Origin of the sequence: Pseudomonas sp. B40(2017) (assembly GCF_002112855.1) — a bacterium.
GTDB classification, from domain to species: Bacteria; Pseudomonadota; Gammaproteobacteria; order Pseudomonadales; family Pseudomonadaceae; genus Aquipseudomonas; species Aquipseudomonas pharyngis.
This window is the reverse complement of the sequence record NZ_NEIT01000005.1, coordinates 174,381-189,262: the sequence shown is the minus strand read 5'-3', so window position 1 is coordinate 189,262 and position 14,882 is coordinate 174,381. Positions and strand designations below refer to the sequence as shown.

Sequence of the window (14,882 nt, the reverse complement as noted above, 5' to 3'; positions counted from 1 at the left end):
CATGCGCTTGATCATTGTCAGTGGCCGTTCCGGCTCGGGTAAAAGTACTGCCCTGGATGTCCTTGAGGACAACGGTTACTACTGCATCGATAACCTGCCGGCCGGTCTACTGCCGGAACTGGCCGAACGCGCCCTGATTCACACCGAGCTGGCGCAGCCACTGGTGGCGGTATCGATCGATGCACGCAATTTGCCGAGCCATCTGACCCGATTTCCGGAATTGCTCGAGGACGTACGCGCCAAGCACATTCAATGCGATGTCCTGTATCTGGATGCCGACGAAGAAACCCTGCTCAAGCGTTTCTCCGAAACTCGCCGCCGCCACCCGCTGAGCAACGCCAATCGTTCGCTGGCAGAAGCCATTCAGGATGAAAGCGCCCTGCTCGGCCCGATTGCCGATCTCGCCGACCTGAAAATCAACACCACCAACCTCAATCTCTACCAACTGCGCGACACCATCAAGCTGCGCCTGTTGAACCAACCGGAGCCGGGCACGGCGTTTCTGGTGGAGTCGTTCGGTTTCAAACGCGGCATGCCGGTGGATGCGGATCTGGTGTTCGATGTACGCTGCCTGCCGAACCCTTACTGGAAACCGGAGCTGCGCGCGCAATCCGGTCTCGATCAGCCGGTCGCCGAATATCTGGCGGCGCAGCCGGAGGTCGAGGAGATGTACCAGGACATTTATACGTATCTGTACAAATGGTTGCCGCGCTTTGCCGCGAGTAACCGCGCTTACGTCACCATTGCCATCGGCTGCACCGGCGGGCATCACCGTTCCGTTTACCTGACCGAACGTCTTGGCCAGGCGCTGCAGAAGACCCTGAAGAACGTCCAGGTTCGCCACCGCGACCTCAGCTAAAGGATTCACACCGCGATGCCTGCTCGTGAAATCGAAATCATCAACAAGCTGGGCCTGCACGCCCGCGCATCTGCAAAATTCGTCGGGGTGGCGGGTAAGTTTCCCGATTGCACGATCAAAGTGGGCCGCACTCCGGAAACCACGGTTGACGGTAAAAGCATCATGGCGATGATGATGCTCGCTGCGGGCAAGGGCACGAAAATCTATCTGAGTACCGAAGGCCACCAGGAAGAGGAAGCCATGCGCGCGCTGGTGGAACTGATCGAAAACTACTTCGACGAAGGCGGTTGAAACGCCTGAGGCGAAAGTAGCCCGCTCCCTCCTCCCGGTTCAGCCCAACGCGGTATCCATCACCATCATCAGACAGAAGCCGATCAGCAATCCCAGACTGGCCAGCTTCTCGTGACCATTGCGTCGCGACTCGGGGATGACCTCGTGCGTCACCACCAGCAGCATGGCGCCAGCCGCCAGCGCCAACCCCAAGGGCAGCAACAGTTCGGCAAGACTGACCAGCCACGCGCATAACAGCGCGAACACCGGTTCGACCAGACCTGATGATGCGCCAATCAAAAACGCCTTGACCCGCGACATCCCGGCGCCTGCCAGTACCAGTGCAATCACCAGCCCTTCCGGCACATCCTGCAAGGCGATGCCCATGGCCAGACTGTCTGCGTCCGGCATTCCACCGCCCGCCGAGACACCGACCGCCATGCCTTCCGGGATGTTATGGGCAATGATGGCGAACACGAACAACCAGATCCGTGGCGGAATCACCGGATGTTCGACGGTGCCGATGAGCATTTCCGGCGAAGCGCCCGACACACGGCGATCAACCAGATAAAGGCCGAAGGCGCCGAGCATGATGCCGAAGCAAATCAGGCCGCTGGCGCCCCATGGGCTCAGTCCCAGACTTTCGGCGGCGGCGATTCCCGGTACGATCAACGAAAACGCGGTTGCCGCCAGCATCACGCCAGCACCAAAACCCAACAGCGTATCGCCCAGCGCCTGGGGCATGTTGCGGATTACCAGCACCGGAACAGCTCCCAGCGCGGTGCCGAGCGCGCAGATCGCGCCGCCCTGCAACGCCCGCGACAACCTCGGCTCCAGATTCAGCCAATCGAGTCCGTGTGCGACCAACAGGGACATGCCCGCCAACAGCAGCAGCGAACCGATTGCGTAACGAAACATACGCCCACTTCCGATCGCCAGTGTTTCAGTGCCCATAGTCAGCCTTGGATTGTTTTTATAGGGACTTAAACCATCGCGGCCTGATAGCGTGCAGCGACTTCCGGCCAGTTGATCACGTTGTAGAACGCGCTGATGTATTCCGGCCGACGGTTCTGATAACGCAGGTAGTAAGCGTGCTCCCACACGTCGAGCCCGAGAATCGGCGTGTTGCCGTTCATCAGCGGGCTGTCCTGGTTGCCGCTGCTTTCCACCACCAGTTTCTTGTCCGGCGTCACGCTGAGCCAGGCCCATCCACTGCCGAAACGGGTCAACGCGGCTTTGGTGAAGGCTTCCTTGAAGCTGTCGAGGCCACCCAGTTGCTCATCGATCGCCCTGGCCAGCGCACCGTCCGGTTTGCCACCGCCGTTGGGCACCATCACTTCCCAGAACAGCGAATGGTTGGCATGACCGCCGCCCTGGTTGATCACCGCCGAGCGGAGCTTTTCCGGCAGTTGCTGGACGCTGGCGACCAGCTTCTCCACCGGCCATTCCGCGAATTCGGTGCCCTCGACCGCAGCGTTCAGGTTGTTGATGTAAGTCTGATGATGCTTGGTGTAGTGGATCTCCATGGTTTGCGCATCGATGTGCGGCTCCAGTGCGTCGTAGGCGTAAGGCAAGGCTGGCAGGGTAAAAGCCATTTCAATGGACTCCATGGTGATGTGGGGCAGGCGCGCGGCGCGCGTTGCCGGTATCCGGGTGCAGCAAACGCTGGGTGCGCGGGTATTCGCCGTGTTCGCTGATGAAATTGAGCAGCTCGACGTAGGTCTTGCTGCTCTGGCGCAGCGCCGCCTCACGTAGCGCCGGACGCAGGCGCTCGTCCTGCATGGTCTGCAACAGCCGTTGATGAATCGCGCACAGGTACTCGGCGCTCTCCTCCGGCTGATTCAGGCGCAGATGCAGATCGGCCAGGTTGTGGTGGGAGATGACGCAAGCCGCCACCGCTTCGTCGGCATCGGCCCAGCGCTCGAACAACACTTGCGCCAGAGCCAGGGCTTGCAGGTAGGCCTCTCGGGCATCGATCAGCTCGCCCAGGATGAAGCAGCGATTGGCCCGTTCGATCGTGCGTTTCCAGTGCTCCATGGTGAACCTCCAAAGCGGTTGCGGTGCTTACACGCCGCCGGCGGTGAGTTTCTCGGGATTGAGCAACTCTTCCAGCTGGCTGCGCGACAGGTCGGTGTGCTCCAGCGCAACGTCGATCACCGGGCGACCCTGCTTGTAGGCCTGCTTGGCGATCTCGGCAGCTTTCTGGTAACCGATGATCGGGTTGAGCGCGGTCACCAGAATCGGGTTGCGCGACAGCGCTTCCTTGAGGCGCGACTCGTTGACCTTGAAGGTGGCGATGGCCTTGTCACCCAGCAAACGGCTGGAGTTGGCCAGCAACTCAATGCTGCTCAGCAGATTCTGGGCAATGATCGGCAGCATCACGTTCAGTTCGAAATTGCCTGATTGACCGGCGATGGTGATCACCGAGTCATTGCCGATCACTTGCGCAGCTACCATGGCGGTGGCTTCCGGAATCACCGGATTGACCTTGCCTGGCATGATCGATGAGCCAGGCTGCAGGCCCTCGAGCTCGATTTCACCGAGCCCGGCGAGCGGGCCGGAGTTCATCCAGCGCAGGTCGTTGGCAATTTTCATCAATGAAACGGCGGTGGCCTTGAGCTGGCCCGATACGGCCACAGCGGTGTCTTGCGAGCCGATCAGGGCGAACAGATCCTTGCCCGGCGTGAACTGGACGTTGGTCAACTGGCTCAATTGGCGGCTGAAACGCGCAGCAAATTCCGGATGCGCGTTGATTCCGGTGCCGACCGCCGTGCCGCCCTGGGCCAGGGATTGCAGGCTTGGGAGCAAATCCTGCAGGTGACCGATATTGGCCTTGAGCTGCTGCGCCCAGCCGTTGAGCACTTGGCTCAGGCGTACCGGCATGGCGTCCATCAAGTGGGTGCGACCGGTCTTGACGTGATGATGGACCTGTTCGGCCTTTCGCTCGATCACCTGCACCAGGTGCAGCAGCGCCGGCAGCAGTTGTTCGTGCAGGGCCAATGCGGCGCTGACGTGGATAGTGGTCGGAATGATGTCGTTGCTGCTCTGCCCACAGTTGACGTGGTCGTTGGCGTTCACCGGTTCGTCGAGCAAGCGGCTGGCCAGGGTGGCGATCACTTCATTGGCGTTCATGTTGGAGCTGGTGCCGGAACCGGTCTGGAAGATGTCCACCGGGAAATGCCGCATGAAGTCGCCTTCCAGCAACCCTTGGGCGGCATCGCTGATGGCTTTGCCTTGCGCGGCGCTGAGCTGGTTGAGTTCGACATTGGCGCGGGCTGCGGCCGCTTTCGCCAGAATCAGGGCGCGGATGAACTGGGTGGGCATCGGTTTGCCGCTGATCGGGAAGTTATCCACTGCACGCTGGGTCTGCGCGCCATAGAGAGCGTCCACCGGCACCTGCAGTTCGCCCATGCTGTCGCGCTCAATACGTGTCTTGGTCATCGGTAAATCCTTGGACTAATTCAATGAGAGGAATCGAGGGTTGCAACTCGCAGGTGGCGAGCTGCCAGGTGTAGCTTTGCCAGCGTTTGAGCCGGCACTTGCACAGCGACAGGCGCTCCATTTCACGCAAGGGGCGCCAGGCTTGATCGAGACACAGGCTGCGCCAGTGCCACGGCAACGCGATATCGGTGGCCGTGTCGAGCAGCAGACGGAAGGAGGTTTCAGCGATCATCCAGGGCGAGGTCGCCGTGCAGCAGGCCAGATACCGGCCTTCGGCCAGGTAATGTTCGATCAGTCGTGGTTCGTCGGGATCCATCGCGCAACGGATCTGGCGACTCATCCAGCGCCAGCTTTCGAGGTACGGCTGCTCGTGCAAGGCAGAACTCATGATCCTGGGCTCATCCGATAATGAGATTTATTATTAGATGATAATGAGAACCAAAACAAGGGTGGCTTTTCAGCTGCCCTGAGCAGCCCAAAAAATTTGCAGACATGAAAAAGGCGCGCCACCCAATCGGGTGACGCGCCTTTTTGTGTACCGGCCTGGGCTTAGCTGCCAGCGACAGTCATCTTTTCGATCAACACCGAACCGGTGCGAATGTTGCTGCGCAGTTCCAGATCGTTACCCACCGCGACGATCTGCTTGAACATGTCGCGCATGTTGCCGGCGATGGTCACTTCCTGCACCGCGAACTGGATCTCCCCGTTCTCGACCCAGAAACCCGCCGCCCCGCGCGAGTAATCACCGGTCACCATGTTCAGACCATGGCCCATCAATTCGGTGACCAACAGGCCACGACCCATGCGTCGCAGCAAGGCGGCCTGGTCTTCATCGCCATGGGTGACGAACAGGTTATGCACACCGCCCGCGTTGGCGGTGCTCAGCATGCCGAGTTTGCGACCGGAATAGGTGCCGAGGATGTACGAGACCAGCTCGCCCTTCTCGACGAACGGTTTGGCATAAGTCGCCAGGCCGTCACCATCGTAGGAAGCACTGCCCATGGCGCGCATCAGGTGTGGACGCTCGTCGATGGTCAACCATTCCGGGAACAGCTTCTGCCCCAGAGTGCCTTCGAGGAATGACGATTTGCGGTACAGACTGCCGCCGGAAATCGCCGACAGGAAGCTGCCGAACAACCCACCCGCCAGTTCCGCCGAAAACAATACAGGCACTTCACAGGTCGGCACCGGGCGCGCACCCAGGCGACTCGCCGCGCGCTGTGCCGCACGCTGGCCAATGCTCACCGGATCCGCCAGCAAACTGCCCTGGCGGTTCACGTCATACCAGTAGTCGCGTTGCATCTGGCCATCGGCCTCGGCGATCATCACGCAGCTCAGGCTGTGCCGGGTCGACGCATAACCGCCGATGAAACCATGGCTGTTGCCATACACGCGGCAGCCCTGATGAGTGCTCAACGTGGTGCCATCGGCATTCTTGATGCGCGCATCGGCGTCGAACGCGGCAGCTTCACAGAGCAACGCCTTCTCGATGGCCTGCTCCGGCGTGATGTCCCATTGGTGGAACAGGTCGAAATCCTGAATATCCCTGGCCATCAGCGCGGCATCGGCCAGCCCCGAGGCTTCGTCTTCCGATGTGTGCTTGGCGATCGCCAGCGCCGCAGCGACGGTCTCGCGAATCGCATCCGGCCCGGTGGCAGACGTGCTGGCAGACCCCTTGCGCTGGCCGACATACAACGTGATGCCAAAACCCTGATCGCGGTTGAACTCGACCGTTTCGACTTCACGCTGACGCACCGACGTCGACAGGCCCTGCTCCAGCGACACCGCCACTTCGCAGGCACTGGCACCCTGACGCTGGGCTTCGGCGATGATCTGCTCGACCTGTTCCTGCAGTGCCGGCAATGCCTGTGGGCCGACGCTTTCAACTGCACTCATGCTCATCTCCACTCAAATTCTGCTTTCGGCTGGGGCCTTCGAGCGACCGGGCCGGACAAGCGGCCCCCGACTGGTTATCATGGCGGCGTTTCTTTGCGGACTGCCACCATGGTTGATTCTTACGACGACTCCCTCGATACGGGAGAAAAAAGCAAATCCCAGGTCAAACGCGAGCTGCATGCTCTGGTTGACCTTGGCGAGCGCCTTACAACGCTCAAGCCCGACTTGCAGGCAAAACTGCCATTGACCGACGCTTTGCGCCGGGCTTTGGCCGATGCGCCCAAGCACACCGCGAACATCGCGCGTAAACGGCACTTGCAGTTCATCGGCAAACTGATGCGCGATCAGGACACTGACGCGATTCTCACCCTGCTCGATCAACTCGACGCCTCTACCCGTCAGTACAACGAGCGTTTCCACAACCTCGAACGCTGGCGTGACCGCCTGATCGCCGGTGACGATGCCGTACTGGAGAAATTCGTCGTCGATTACCCGGACGCCGACCGCCAGCAACTGCGTTCCCTGATCCGTCAGGCCCAGCACGAGGTTGCGCAAAACAAACCTCCTGCGTCGAGCCGCAAAATCTTCAAGTACATCCGTGAGCTGGACGAGACTCAACGCGGTCTGCGCTGATATTCGCCACCGGGTGGCCGCACTGCGCGCCACCCGAAGCTCCATTCCTTCTTATGCGCCCGTGCCACCCACGGTGATCGCATCGATTTTCAGGGTCGGCTGGCCTACGCCCACCGGCACTGACTGCCCGTCCTTGCCGCATGTGCCCACACCGCTGTCCAGCGCCAGATCGTTACCGACCATCGACACCCGGCTCATCGCCTCCGGACCGTTGCCGATCAATGTTGCGCCTTTGACCGGCGCGGTGATCTTGCCGTCCTCGATCAGATAAGCCTCGCTGGTGGAGAACACGAATTTGCCGCTGGTGATGTCGACCTGACCGCCGCCGAGGTTGGCGCAGTAGATGCCCTTTTTCACCGAGGCGATGATTTCCGCCGGATCGCTCTGGCCGCCGAGCATGTAAGTGTTGGTCATCCGAGGCATCGGCAGGTGCGCGTAGGATTCCCGGCGACCGTTGCCGGTGCGGGCCACGCCCATCAGCCGCGCGTTGAGCTTGTCCTGCATGTAGCCTTTGAGCACGCCGTTTTCGATCAGCGTGGTGCACTCGGTCGGGGTGCCTTCGTCGTCGACGCTCAGGGAGCCGCGACGACCGCTCAGAGTGCCGTCATCGACGATGGTGCAAAGTTTCGAGGCAACCATTTCGCCCATGCGTCCGCTGTAGGCTGAACTGCCCTTGCGGTTGAAATCGCCTTCCAGGCCGTGGCCGACCGCTTCGTGCAGCAACACGCCGGACCAGCCCGAGCCCAGAACCACCGGCAAGGTCCCGGCCGGTGCCGGAATCGCTTCCAGATTCACCAGCGCCTGACGCAACGCCTCACGGGCATAACCCATGGCACGGTCTTCGGCGAGGAAATAACGGTAGTCGGTACGCCCGCCGCCGCCATGTCCGCCGCGCTCGCGACGGCCGTTCTGCTCGACGATCACACTGACATTGAAACGCACCAGCGGACGCACATCGGCCGCCAGGCCGCCGTCGGTCGAGGCCACCAGAATCCGCTCCCAGACCCCGGCCATGCTCACGCTGACCTGCTGGATTCGCGGATCGAGGGCGCGGGTCGCCACGTCGATGCGCTTGAGCAATTGGACTTTTTCAGCGCGGCTCAAGACTTCCAGCGGGTTATCCGGCGCGTACAACTGGGCGACGTCCTGGGTGCTGAACGCCTGCACCGTGCCGTTCTGCCCGGCGCGGGAAATCGAACGGGCCGCACGGGCCGCTGCGCCGAGGGCTTCGAGGGTGATCGCGTTGCTGTAGGCAAAACCGGTTTTCTCACCGGACTGCGCACGCACGCCAACACCCTGGTCGAGGTTGAAACTACCTTCCTTGACGATGCCGTCTTCCAGCGACCAGGACTCGGAAATCTGCCCCTGGAAATACAGGTCGGCCGCATCGATGCCTGGACCCGCCAGATCACCGAGCACGCCTTGCAGGCTCTCGATCGTCACGCCGCCGGGCGCCAACAGGTGATCACTGACTGAGGACAACAACTCGCTCATAGGTTTTACGCCTTAAATTCGTGTTCTGAAGCAGGTCGCTGTGCGCCCTGCGAAAAAAACCGCCGATGACCGGTCACCGGCATTCGCGCCCGGATGGACGCTTGTTCATTGCTGTCGCGCTCGGCCAGCAACACGGCTTCGCCTTGTTCCTGCTGCGCCAGCACGCGGCCCCACGGGTCGACAATCGCCCCGTGGCCAAAGGTTTCCCGCGGCCCCGGATGCGTTCCGCCCTGGGCTGCCGCCAGCACGTAGCACTGGGTTTCAATGGCCCGTGCGCGGATCAATACATCCCAGTGCGCCGCCCCCGTCACCGCAGTGAAGGCCGACGGTGCGGTAATCAGTTCAGCCCCGGCAGCACGCAATTCGCTGTACAGCTCCGGGAAGCGCAGGTCGTAGCACACCGTCAGGCCCAATCGCCCGACCGGCGTGTCCGCGACCACCACGCCACTGCCATAAGCATAGTCATCGGATTCGCGGTAACGGCCGCGATTGTCCGCTACGTCGACATCGAACAGGTGCAACTTGTCATAGCGTGCAACGATTTCGCCCTGATCGTTCACCAGCAGCGAGCAGGCATGGGACTTGGCCTCAGGCTGACCCACCGGCGGCAACGGCAAGGTGCCGGCCACAATCCATAACCTGAGGTCGCGGGCGGTCTGTTTCAACCACGGCAGGATCGGGCCTTCGCCAAGCGCTTCGGCGCGGCCGATATCGGCGATGTCGCGACGGCCCATGGCCGCGAAGTTTTCCGGCAGCACCGCCAGCTTCGCGCCGGCGCTGGCTGCCTGTTCGAGCAAACGTCGGGCATCGCGCAGATTGGCCAGCACATCGCTCTGGCTGACCATTTGAATCACCGCTAAAGACATGGCGCACTCCGCAAGAGGTATGCGGCCATGCTACTCCATCGGTTCAGGGGCTGGCTGTTCAAAAAGGCTTGTCGAAGGTGATTTTCGGCTCTTTCCACGGGCCTTTGACGGTGTATTTGACGCTGGCGAACCGCGCCACGCGATCGCCGATCAGCTTGTCGATCAGGAACAACGCACCGCCGACGGCCGGCGCGCCGACAATCAGCGCGGCAATCGGCAGGTTGTTGGTCACAGGCAAAGTCACCAGCAATTTGGCATCCACCTTGTCGCCCACCAGATCCAGCGTGCCGTCCAGTTCCAGGTTGCTCGAGGGGCCGGTCAACTTGATTGGCTCTTTCGTCACATACACGCCATTGGTCGCCACCAGCAAACCCTTGACCCGGTCATAACTCAAGCCTTTGCCGAACAGGTCGGAGAAGTCGAGACGCAAACGCCGGCCAATCGAGTTGAAGTTGAGCAGGCCGAATACGCGCAACGCCTGGGCGCCGCCCTCGACTTCGACGAACTGGCCTTTGTTAAGGGACGCGTCGAGTGTGCCGGAGAAGCGCTTGGTCGCCAGCCACGCCGGCGAGCCCGGCCAGCGGCCATCGACATCCATGTGGAATTCTTCGCTGGTCACGCTCGGCGCAAAACCCCAGCCCTTGAGCACATCGGCGAGGTTCTTGCCGCCGATCCGCCCCTTGTACCAACTGGTCGTGGCACCGGGCGCTCCCTCCCAGCCACCGCTGCCCTGCAAGAGGATGCCCTTGAGGCCCAGATCGAGGTTGTTCAGGGCAATGCCCTTGCCGGTCGGTCGAACCTTGAGCGACCAGCCGCCGACCAGGTCCTGGCCCTGGAACAATTGATTGATGGTGATATCCAGCGCCGGAATCTTGCTGGGATCGACCGAAGCCAGCGGGTCCGGCGCGTTTTCGTCGGCCTGCACCGTCGGGTCCGGCGCTGGCAATCGCACGTATTGCAGGTTCACCGCAATCGGCGCGCCCTTGGCGTCAGGAATGCCCGCCGTGCCTTTGGCCTGCTGGCTGTCGAGGGCCAGCGCCCAGGCACCGGGCTTGCGATTCACCTGCACGGCTGCCTGATCCAGGGTGGTGCCGAAGGCGGTGAGTTTGCCGATCTTGAAATCTGCGCTGCTGAGCAACTGTTTGGCGTTGCCGCCTGGATCCTGGCCGGCGTATTTGTCCAGCAGATCCTGCCACGGCTTTACGTCCAGCTCCGACAACACGCCACGCACCCGCAGGCCTTTGTTGCCCGGCAACACCGCTTCGCCAGCGCCGAGGAACAACTCGCCACGACCATCTGCGAAACTGCTCGGTGGCGCTGCGAAAGTGAAATTGGCCAGTTGATCGTAATTGACCCAGTAACGCCGTTCCTGCCCCTGCAATGTCATCCGGAACACCGTGTCACGCCCGACATCGGCGGCCATGCCGAACGGCGCCGGCAGATCCACCGCCACGCCTTTCAGACTGGAGCTGACCATCAATTGGCTGTCGGCGCCGTCCAGATTCACTTGCAACTGATACGGAATCGTCCCGGACACCGGCAATGGTTGAGTCACGCCCAGCCAGTCGGTGAGTTTCTTGACCTCGACCTGTCCTGACGCCGCGACCCGGGTCTTGAGTTTGCCGGGGGCGCCGTCGGCGAAGATTTGCGCGGTCACCGGTTTGTCAAAGGCCCGGGCACTGATGTTCTGCCCGCTCAGCCCCTTGGCGCTGTCGAAGCGGAAGTCGCCCTTGAGCTGGCTCAGTTCGAGCTTCGGCTCCGCCAGCTTCAAGCGCGCATTGGCGGTTTTGAAGTCGACGAGGATTTTCGGCTGATCACCCTTGGCCAACGGCACATCGAGTTTGAGTTTGCCTTGCAGGTCACCCTCGCCTTCCCAGCCGGCAAAAGTATCGGCGGTGCCGATCGGCGCCTCCTGAAGAATCTTCAGGCCATCGCCCAGCCCGCCGGCAAAGCTGCCGTCGAGGAACATATGGCTGTGCTCGCCGCTCGGCACGTGGGGAATATTGACGAAGACATCGCTGACCTGGGTGTCGAGCAACTGGCCCTTGCTGGCCAGAATCCGCACGCCGCTGTCTTCGATGAACACATCACCGTTGACCTTGCTCACGTGCGGCCAGCCTGGCTGGAACGCCAGTTCGGCGTCGTGCACCTTGAAGAACAGACTGATGCTGCGATCCGCTTCCCCGGCGTTCTTGTTCAGCGAACCCTGATACTGGAAGAAACCCTGATCCACCGCGCCCTTGAGAATCGCCGTACGCAGCCATTCATCGAGGGCCGGGCTCAGGACTTGCGGCAGGTACTTGGCGGTGTAGCGACCGTCGCCATCCACCAGACCGACCCGCAGATCCATGTAGTCTTCCTGGCTGTGGTCGAAGTGCAGGCGGATCAGGAAGTCGCCGGCGATCTTGCCTTCCTCGCCGAGCACCTTCAGGTACGGCGCGATCAGGGTGAAACCTTCTTTATCGAGCTTCCAGGTCAACCGGGCGTTGGCCTGAATGTATTGCCACGGCTTGGCGAAAATCGGATCGAGGTGCAGGACGAAGTCCTTGCTGTCCATGCGCAGCTCGCCGCCACCGAGATTGCCGGTAAGACTGCCGCTGACATTCCGTGCCGCCGGCGCGCCGTGGTAGGCGTCGAAGCCGACTTGATCGAGGTTGGCGGCGAAGCTGAATTTGCTGTCGTCGGTGGCGTTCGGCCGGAAATCCAGCAGCACGTTACGCAGACCGCCGGTCACTTTCAGGCGCTCGACCACGGTGGCGAAGCCTTGGGGCAAAGGTCCGAGGGCATTGAGCAAAGGTGTGATCGGGGTCAGGTCGAGCCGGTCGGCCTGCAGATGCCAGAGTTCTTCGTTCTTGTCGGTGGCGGCAGTCTGTTTGATCTGGACATGGGATTCCCAACGGGTTTCGCCGAAATTCATCGCCAGCGAATCAAGTGTGACAATGGCTCCCTCGGAACCGCGCTGGAAATAGCCATTGAGCGCCAGATTGTTGATCTGGATCGGCTTGCGTTCAGCGTAGGCGCCGGTCAGTTGCGGCGCATTGAGACGGATCGCCGCGCTCTGCAAAGCCCCCTCTCGCCAGTTGACCCACAGCTCGCCACCGGCCTTGATCTCGGAGAAATTCCATTGTTGGGTCAGGCGCTCAGGCAGCCATTTCGACCAGTCGCTCTGCGGCAGGCTGGCATAACCGTCCACTTCGCTGTTCTGCCACTGATTCGGACGAAGTCGTGTGCGCAGGCTCAGCGCCACAGGCTGACCGTCAGGCAGGGTCAGGCGCGCATCGAGGCGTTGGCGGCTGGAACCGGTCTTTAGATTGAGGCCGACATAAGTGAGGGTCAGCGGCGCCTGCTCCAGCGGCTGCAACGTCACCTGACTGTCGAGCACCGACAGTTGCTGAATCATTTGCATGCGGTTGAACAGTTGCTCGGGATCCATGGGCTGGTCCTGCTGCACCGGCAAGCCTTCCAGCGCCCACTTTCCGTCTTCGCCTTCCTTGAGGCTGATCTTCAGACCATTGAGTTCCAAATGGGCGATGCGCACTTCGCGGGCCAGCAGACTAGCCCAAAGATCCGGCACCGCGCGCACCCGATCCAGGCGCAGGGCATTGGCGCCGCTGCCGACCATCACGTCGTGGGCCAGCAGGATCGGGGCAAACCCGCTCCAGTTGCCTTCCAGCTCGCCGATCTGCAGCGGCATGCCCAGGGCGGCACTGGCCTTGTCTTCGATATCGGCGCGGTATTCGGCAACCAGTGGCGTGAGTTCCCGGCCGAGACTGACGTACAACGCCATCAATACCAGAACCAACGCGCACAGGCCCAGACCCCAGCGGGTCAGTGCGGCCAAAATGCGTGTCAGACGTTCCATGTCAGTTGGCTCCCATGGCAAAAATACTGCAAAAAGCTGAGGCCAGCCGTTTCAGGAAAAAGGTGATGCAGGGGTTCAGAGCAGCACCACGTCATATTGTTCCTGGGAATACATGGTTTCCACCTGGAAGCGTATGGTGCGCCCAATGAAACCTTCAAGTTCGGCCACGTTACCGGACTCTTCATCGAGCAGCCGGTCGACGACTTTCTGGTTCGCCAGCACCCGATAACCCTCGGCCTGATAGGCCCGGGCTTCACGCAGGATCTCGCGGAAAATCTCGTAGCAAATGGTTTCCGGAGTTTTCAGCTTGCCCCGGCCCTGACAGCTGCTGCACGGTTCGCACAACACTTGCTCGAGGCTTTCGCGGGTGCGCTTGCGCGTCATCTGCACCAGGCCCAACTCGGTAATGCCGATGATGTTGGTCTTGGCGTGATCGCGCTCCAGCTGTTTCTCCAGGGTACGCAGCACCTGGCGCTGGTGCTCTTCGTCTTCCATGTCGATAAAGTCGATGATGATGATCCCGCCCAGATTGCGCAGGCGCATCTGCCGGGCAATCGCGGTCGCGGCTTCGAGGTTGGTCTTGAAGATGGTTTCTTCAAGATTGCGATGACCGACGAACGCCCCGGTGTTCACGTCGATGGTGGTCATGGCTTCCGCTGGATCGATGACCAGATAACCGCCGGACTTCAGCGGCACCTTCCGTTCCAGGGCTTTCTGGATTTCGTCTTCGACGCCGTACAGGTCGAAGATCGGCCGCTCACCCGGGTAGTGTTCCAGACGATCGGCGATTTCCGGCATCAGTTCGGCGACGAACTGCGTGGTTTTCTGAAAGGTTTCCCGGGAGTCGATGCGGATCTTCTCGATCTTCGGGCTGACCAGGTCGCGCAGGGTGCGCAGCGCCAGGCCGAGGTCTTCGTAGATCACACTCGGTGCGCCGATGGTCTTGATCTGCTCGTTGATCTGATCCCACAGACGGCGCAGATAGCGGATGTCCATCAGGATCTCATCGGCCCCTGCACCTTCGGCGGCGGTACGCAAAATGAAGCCGCCGGCCTCTTTAATACCTTCTTTGGCCACGCAGTCGCTTACCACCTGTTTGAGGCGTTCGCGCTCGGCTTCGTCTTCGATCTTCAGGGAAATGCCGACGTGGGCGGTGCGCGGCATGTACACCAGATAACGCGACGGGATCGACAGTTGCGTGGTCAGCCGCGCACCTTTGGAACCGATCGGATCCTTGGTGACTTGCACCACCAGGCTCTGGCCTTCGTGTACAAGCGCACTGATGCTTTCCACCGCAGGACCTTCGCGCAGGGAAATTTCCGAGGCGTGAATGAAGGCCGCGCGATCCAGGCCGATGTCGACGAAAGCCGCCTGCATGCCCGGCAGAACCCGCACCACCTTGCCTTTATAGATGTTGCCGACGATCCCGCGCTTTTGCGTACGCTCGACGTGCACTTCTTGCAGCACACCGTTTTCGACCACCGCCACGCGCGATTCCATCGGCGTGATGTTGATCAGAATCTCTTCACTCATGGCAGGGTCTCGTTCAGGCATGTTCACG

13 protein-coding genes are annotated in these 14,882 nt (G+C 61.3%); 3 read left to right on the top strand and 10 right to left on the bottom strand.

The features are described from left to right. Position 1: 1 nt before the first annotated feature. Together rapZ and CAF76_RS14930 are read left to right on the top strand one after the other, a co-directional pair. Positions 2-859 carry an RNase adapter RapZ gene (gene rapZ / locus CAF76_RS14935; protein WP_085647692.1) on the top strand — a complete coding sequence of 286 codons (858 nt, stop codon included), beginning with the start codon at positions 2-4 and terminating at the stop codon, positions 857-859. A gap of 15 nt (positions 860-874) precedes the next feature. After that, positions 875-1,150, top strand: coding sequence for an HPr family phosphocarrier protein (locus CAF76_RS14930; RefSeq protein ID WP_064593396.1), 276 nt, complete (start codon positions 875-877; stop codon positions 1,148-1,150). A 39-nt stretch (positions 1,151-1,189) separates the two neighbouring features. Here CAF76_RS14930 and CAF76_RS14925 read toward each other — a convergent pair whose 3' ends face one another. The 6 genes from CAF76_RS14925 to pmbA form a co-directional block, all read right to left on the bottom strand. Beyond that, the gene (locus CAF76_RS14925) at positions 1,190-2,083 is read right to left on the bottom strand and encodes a ZIP family metal transporter (protein ID WP_085647691.1); all 894 of its coding nucleotides are present in this window, start codon (positions 2,081-2,083) and stop codon (positions 1,190-1,192) included. Positions 2,084-2,112: 29 nt separating this feature from the next. Further along, positions 2,113-2,724 carry a superoxide dismutase gene (locus CAF76_RS14920; protein WP_085647690.1) on the bottom strand — a complete coding sequence of 204 codons (612 nt, stop codon included), beginning with the start codon at positions 2,722-2,724 and terminating at the stop codon, positions 2,113-2,115. A 1-nt stretch (position 2,725) separates the two neighbouring features. After that, positions 2,726-3,166: a hypothetical protein gene (locus CAF76_RS14915; RefSeq protein ID WP_064593392.1), complete on the bottom strand. Its 441-nt coding sequence runs from the start codon at positions 3,164-3,166 to the stop codon at positions 2,726-2,728. 27 nt (positions 3,167-3,193) lie between these two features. After that, positions 3,194-4,570, bottom strand: coding sequence for an aspartate ammonia-lyase (locus CAF76_RS14910; protein ID WP_085647689.1), 1,377 nt, complete (start codon positions 4,568-4,570; stop codon positions 3,194-3,196). Next, a complete protein-coding gene (locus CAF76_RS14905) occupies positions 4,551-4,958 on the bottom strand; it encodes a FagA protein (RefSeq protein ID WP_085647688.1) in 408 nt (135 codons plus the stop codon). Before CAF76_RS14905 ends, CAF76_RS14910 begins: the two co-directional genes overlap by 20 nt. Positions 4,959-5,119: 161 nt before the next feature. After that, positions 5,120-6,466: a metalloprotease PmbA gene (gene pmbA, locus CAF76_RS14900; protein ID WP_085647687.1), complete on the bottom strand. Its 1,347-nt coding sequence runs from the start codon at positions 6,464-6,466 to the stop codon at positions 5,120-5,122. A gap of 108 nt (positions 6,467-6,574) precedes the next feature. On the opposite strand from pmbA, the gene yjgA reads away from it, so the two are divergent. After that, positions 6,575-7,099 carry a ribosome biogenesis factor YjgA gene (gene yjgA, locus CAF76_RS14895; protein WP_007953598.1) on the top strand — a complete coding sequence of 175 codons (525 nt, stop codon included), beginning with the start codon at positions 6,575-6,577 and terminating at the stop codon, positions 7,097-7,099. A 51-nt stretch (positions 7,100-7,150) separates the two neighbouring features. Here yjgA and tldD read toward each other — a convergent pair whose 3' ends face one another. The 4 genes from tldD to rng form a co-directional block, all read right to left on the bottom strand. Further along, a complete protein-coding gene (gene tldD / locus CAF76_RS14890) occupies positions 7,151-8,593 on the bottom strand; it encodes a metalloprotease TldD (protein WP_085647686.1) in 1,443 nt (480 codons plus the stop codon). A 5-nt stretch (positions 8,594-8,598) separates the two neighbouring features. Beyond that, a complete protein-coding gene (locus tag CAF76_RS14885) occupies positions 8,599-9,459 on the bottom strand; it encodes a carbon-nitrogen hydrolase family protein (protein ID WP_007953603.1) in 861 nt (286 codons plus the stop codon). 58 nt (positions 9,460-9,517) lie between these two features. After that, on the bottom strand, positions 9,518-13,321 hold the full coding sequence (locus CAF76_RS14880) for a YhdP family protein (protein ID WP_085647685.1): 3,804 nt from the start codon (positions 13,319-13,321) through the stop codon (positions 9,518-9,520). Positions 13,322-13,396: 75 nt separating this feature from the next. After that, a complete protein-coding gene (gene rng, locus CAF76_RS14875) occupies positions 13,397-14,854 on the bottom strand; it encodes a ribonuclease G (RefSeq protein ID WP_007953605.1) in 1,458 nt (485 codons plus the stop codon). Between the last annotated feature and the right edge of the window lie 28 nt (positions 14,855-14,882).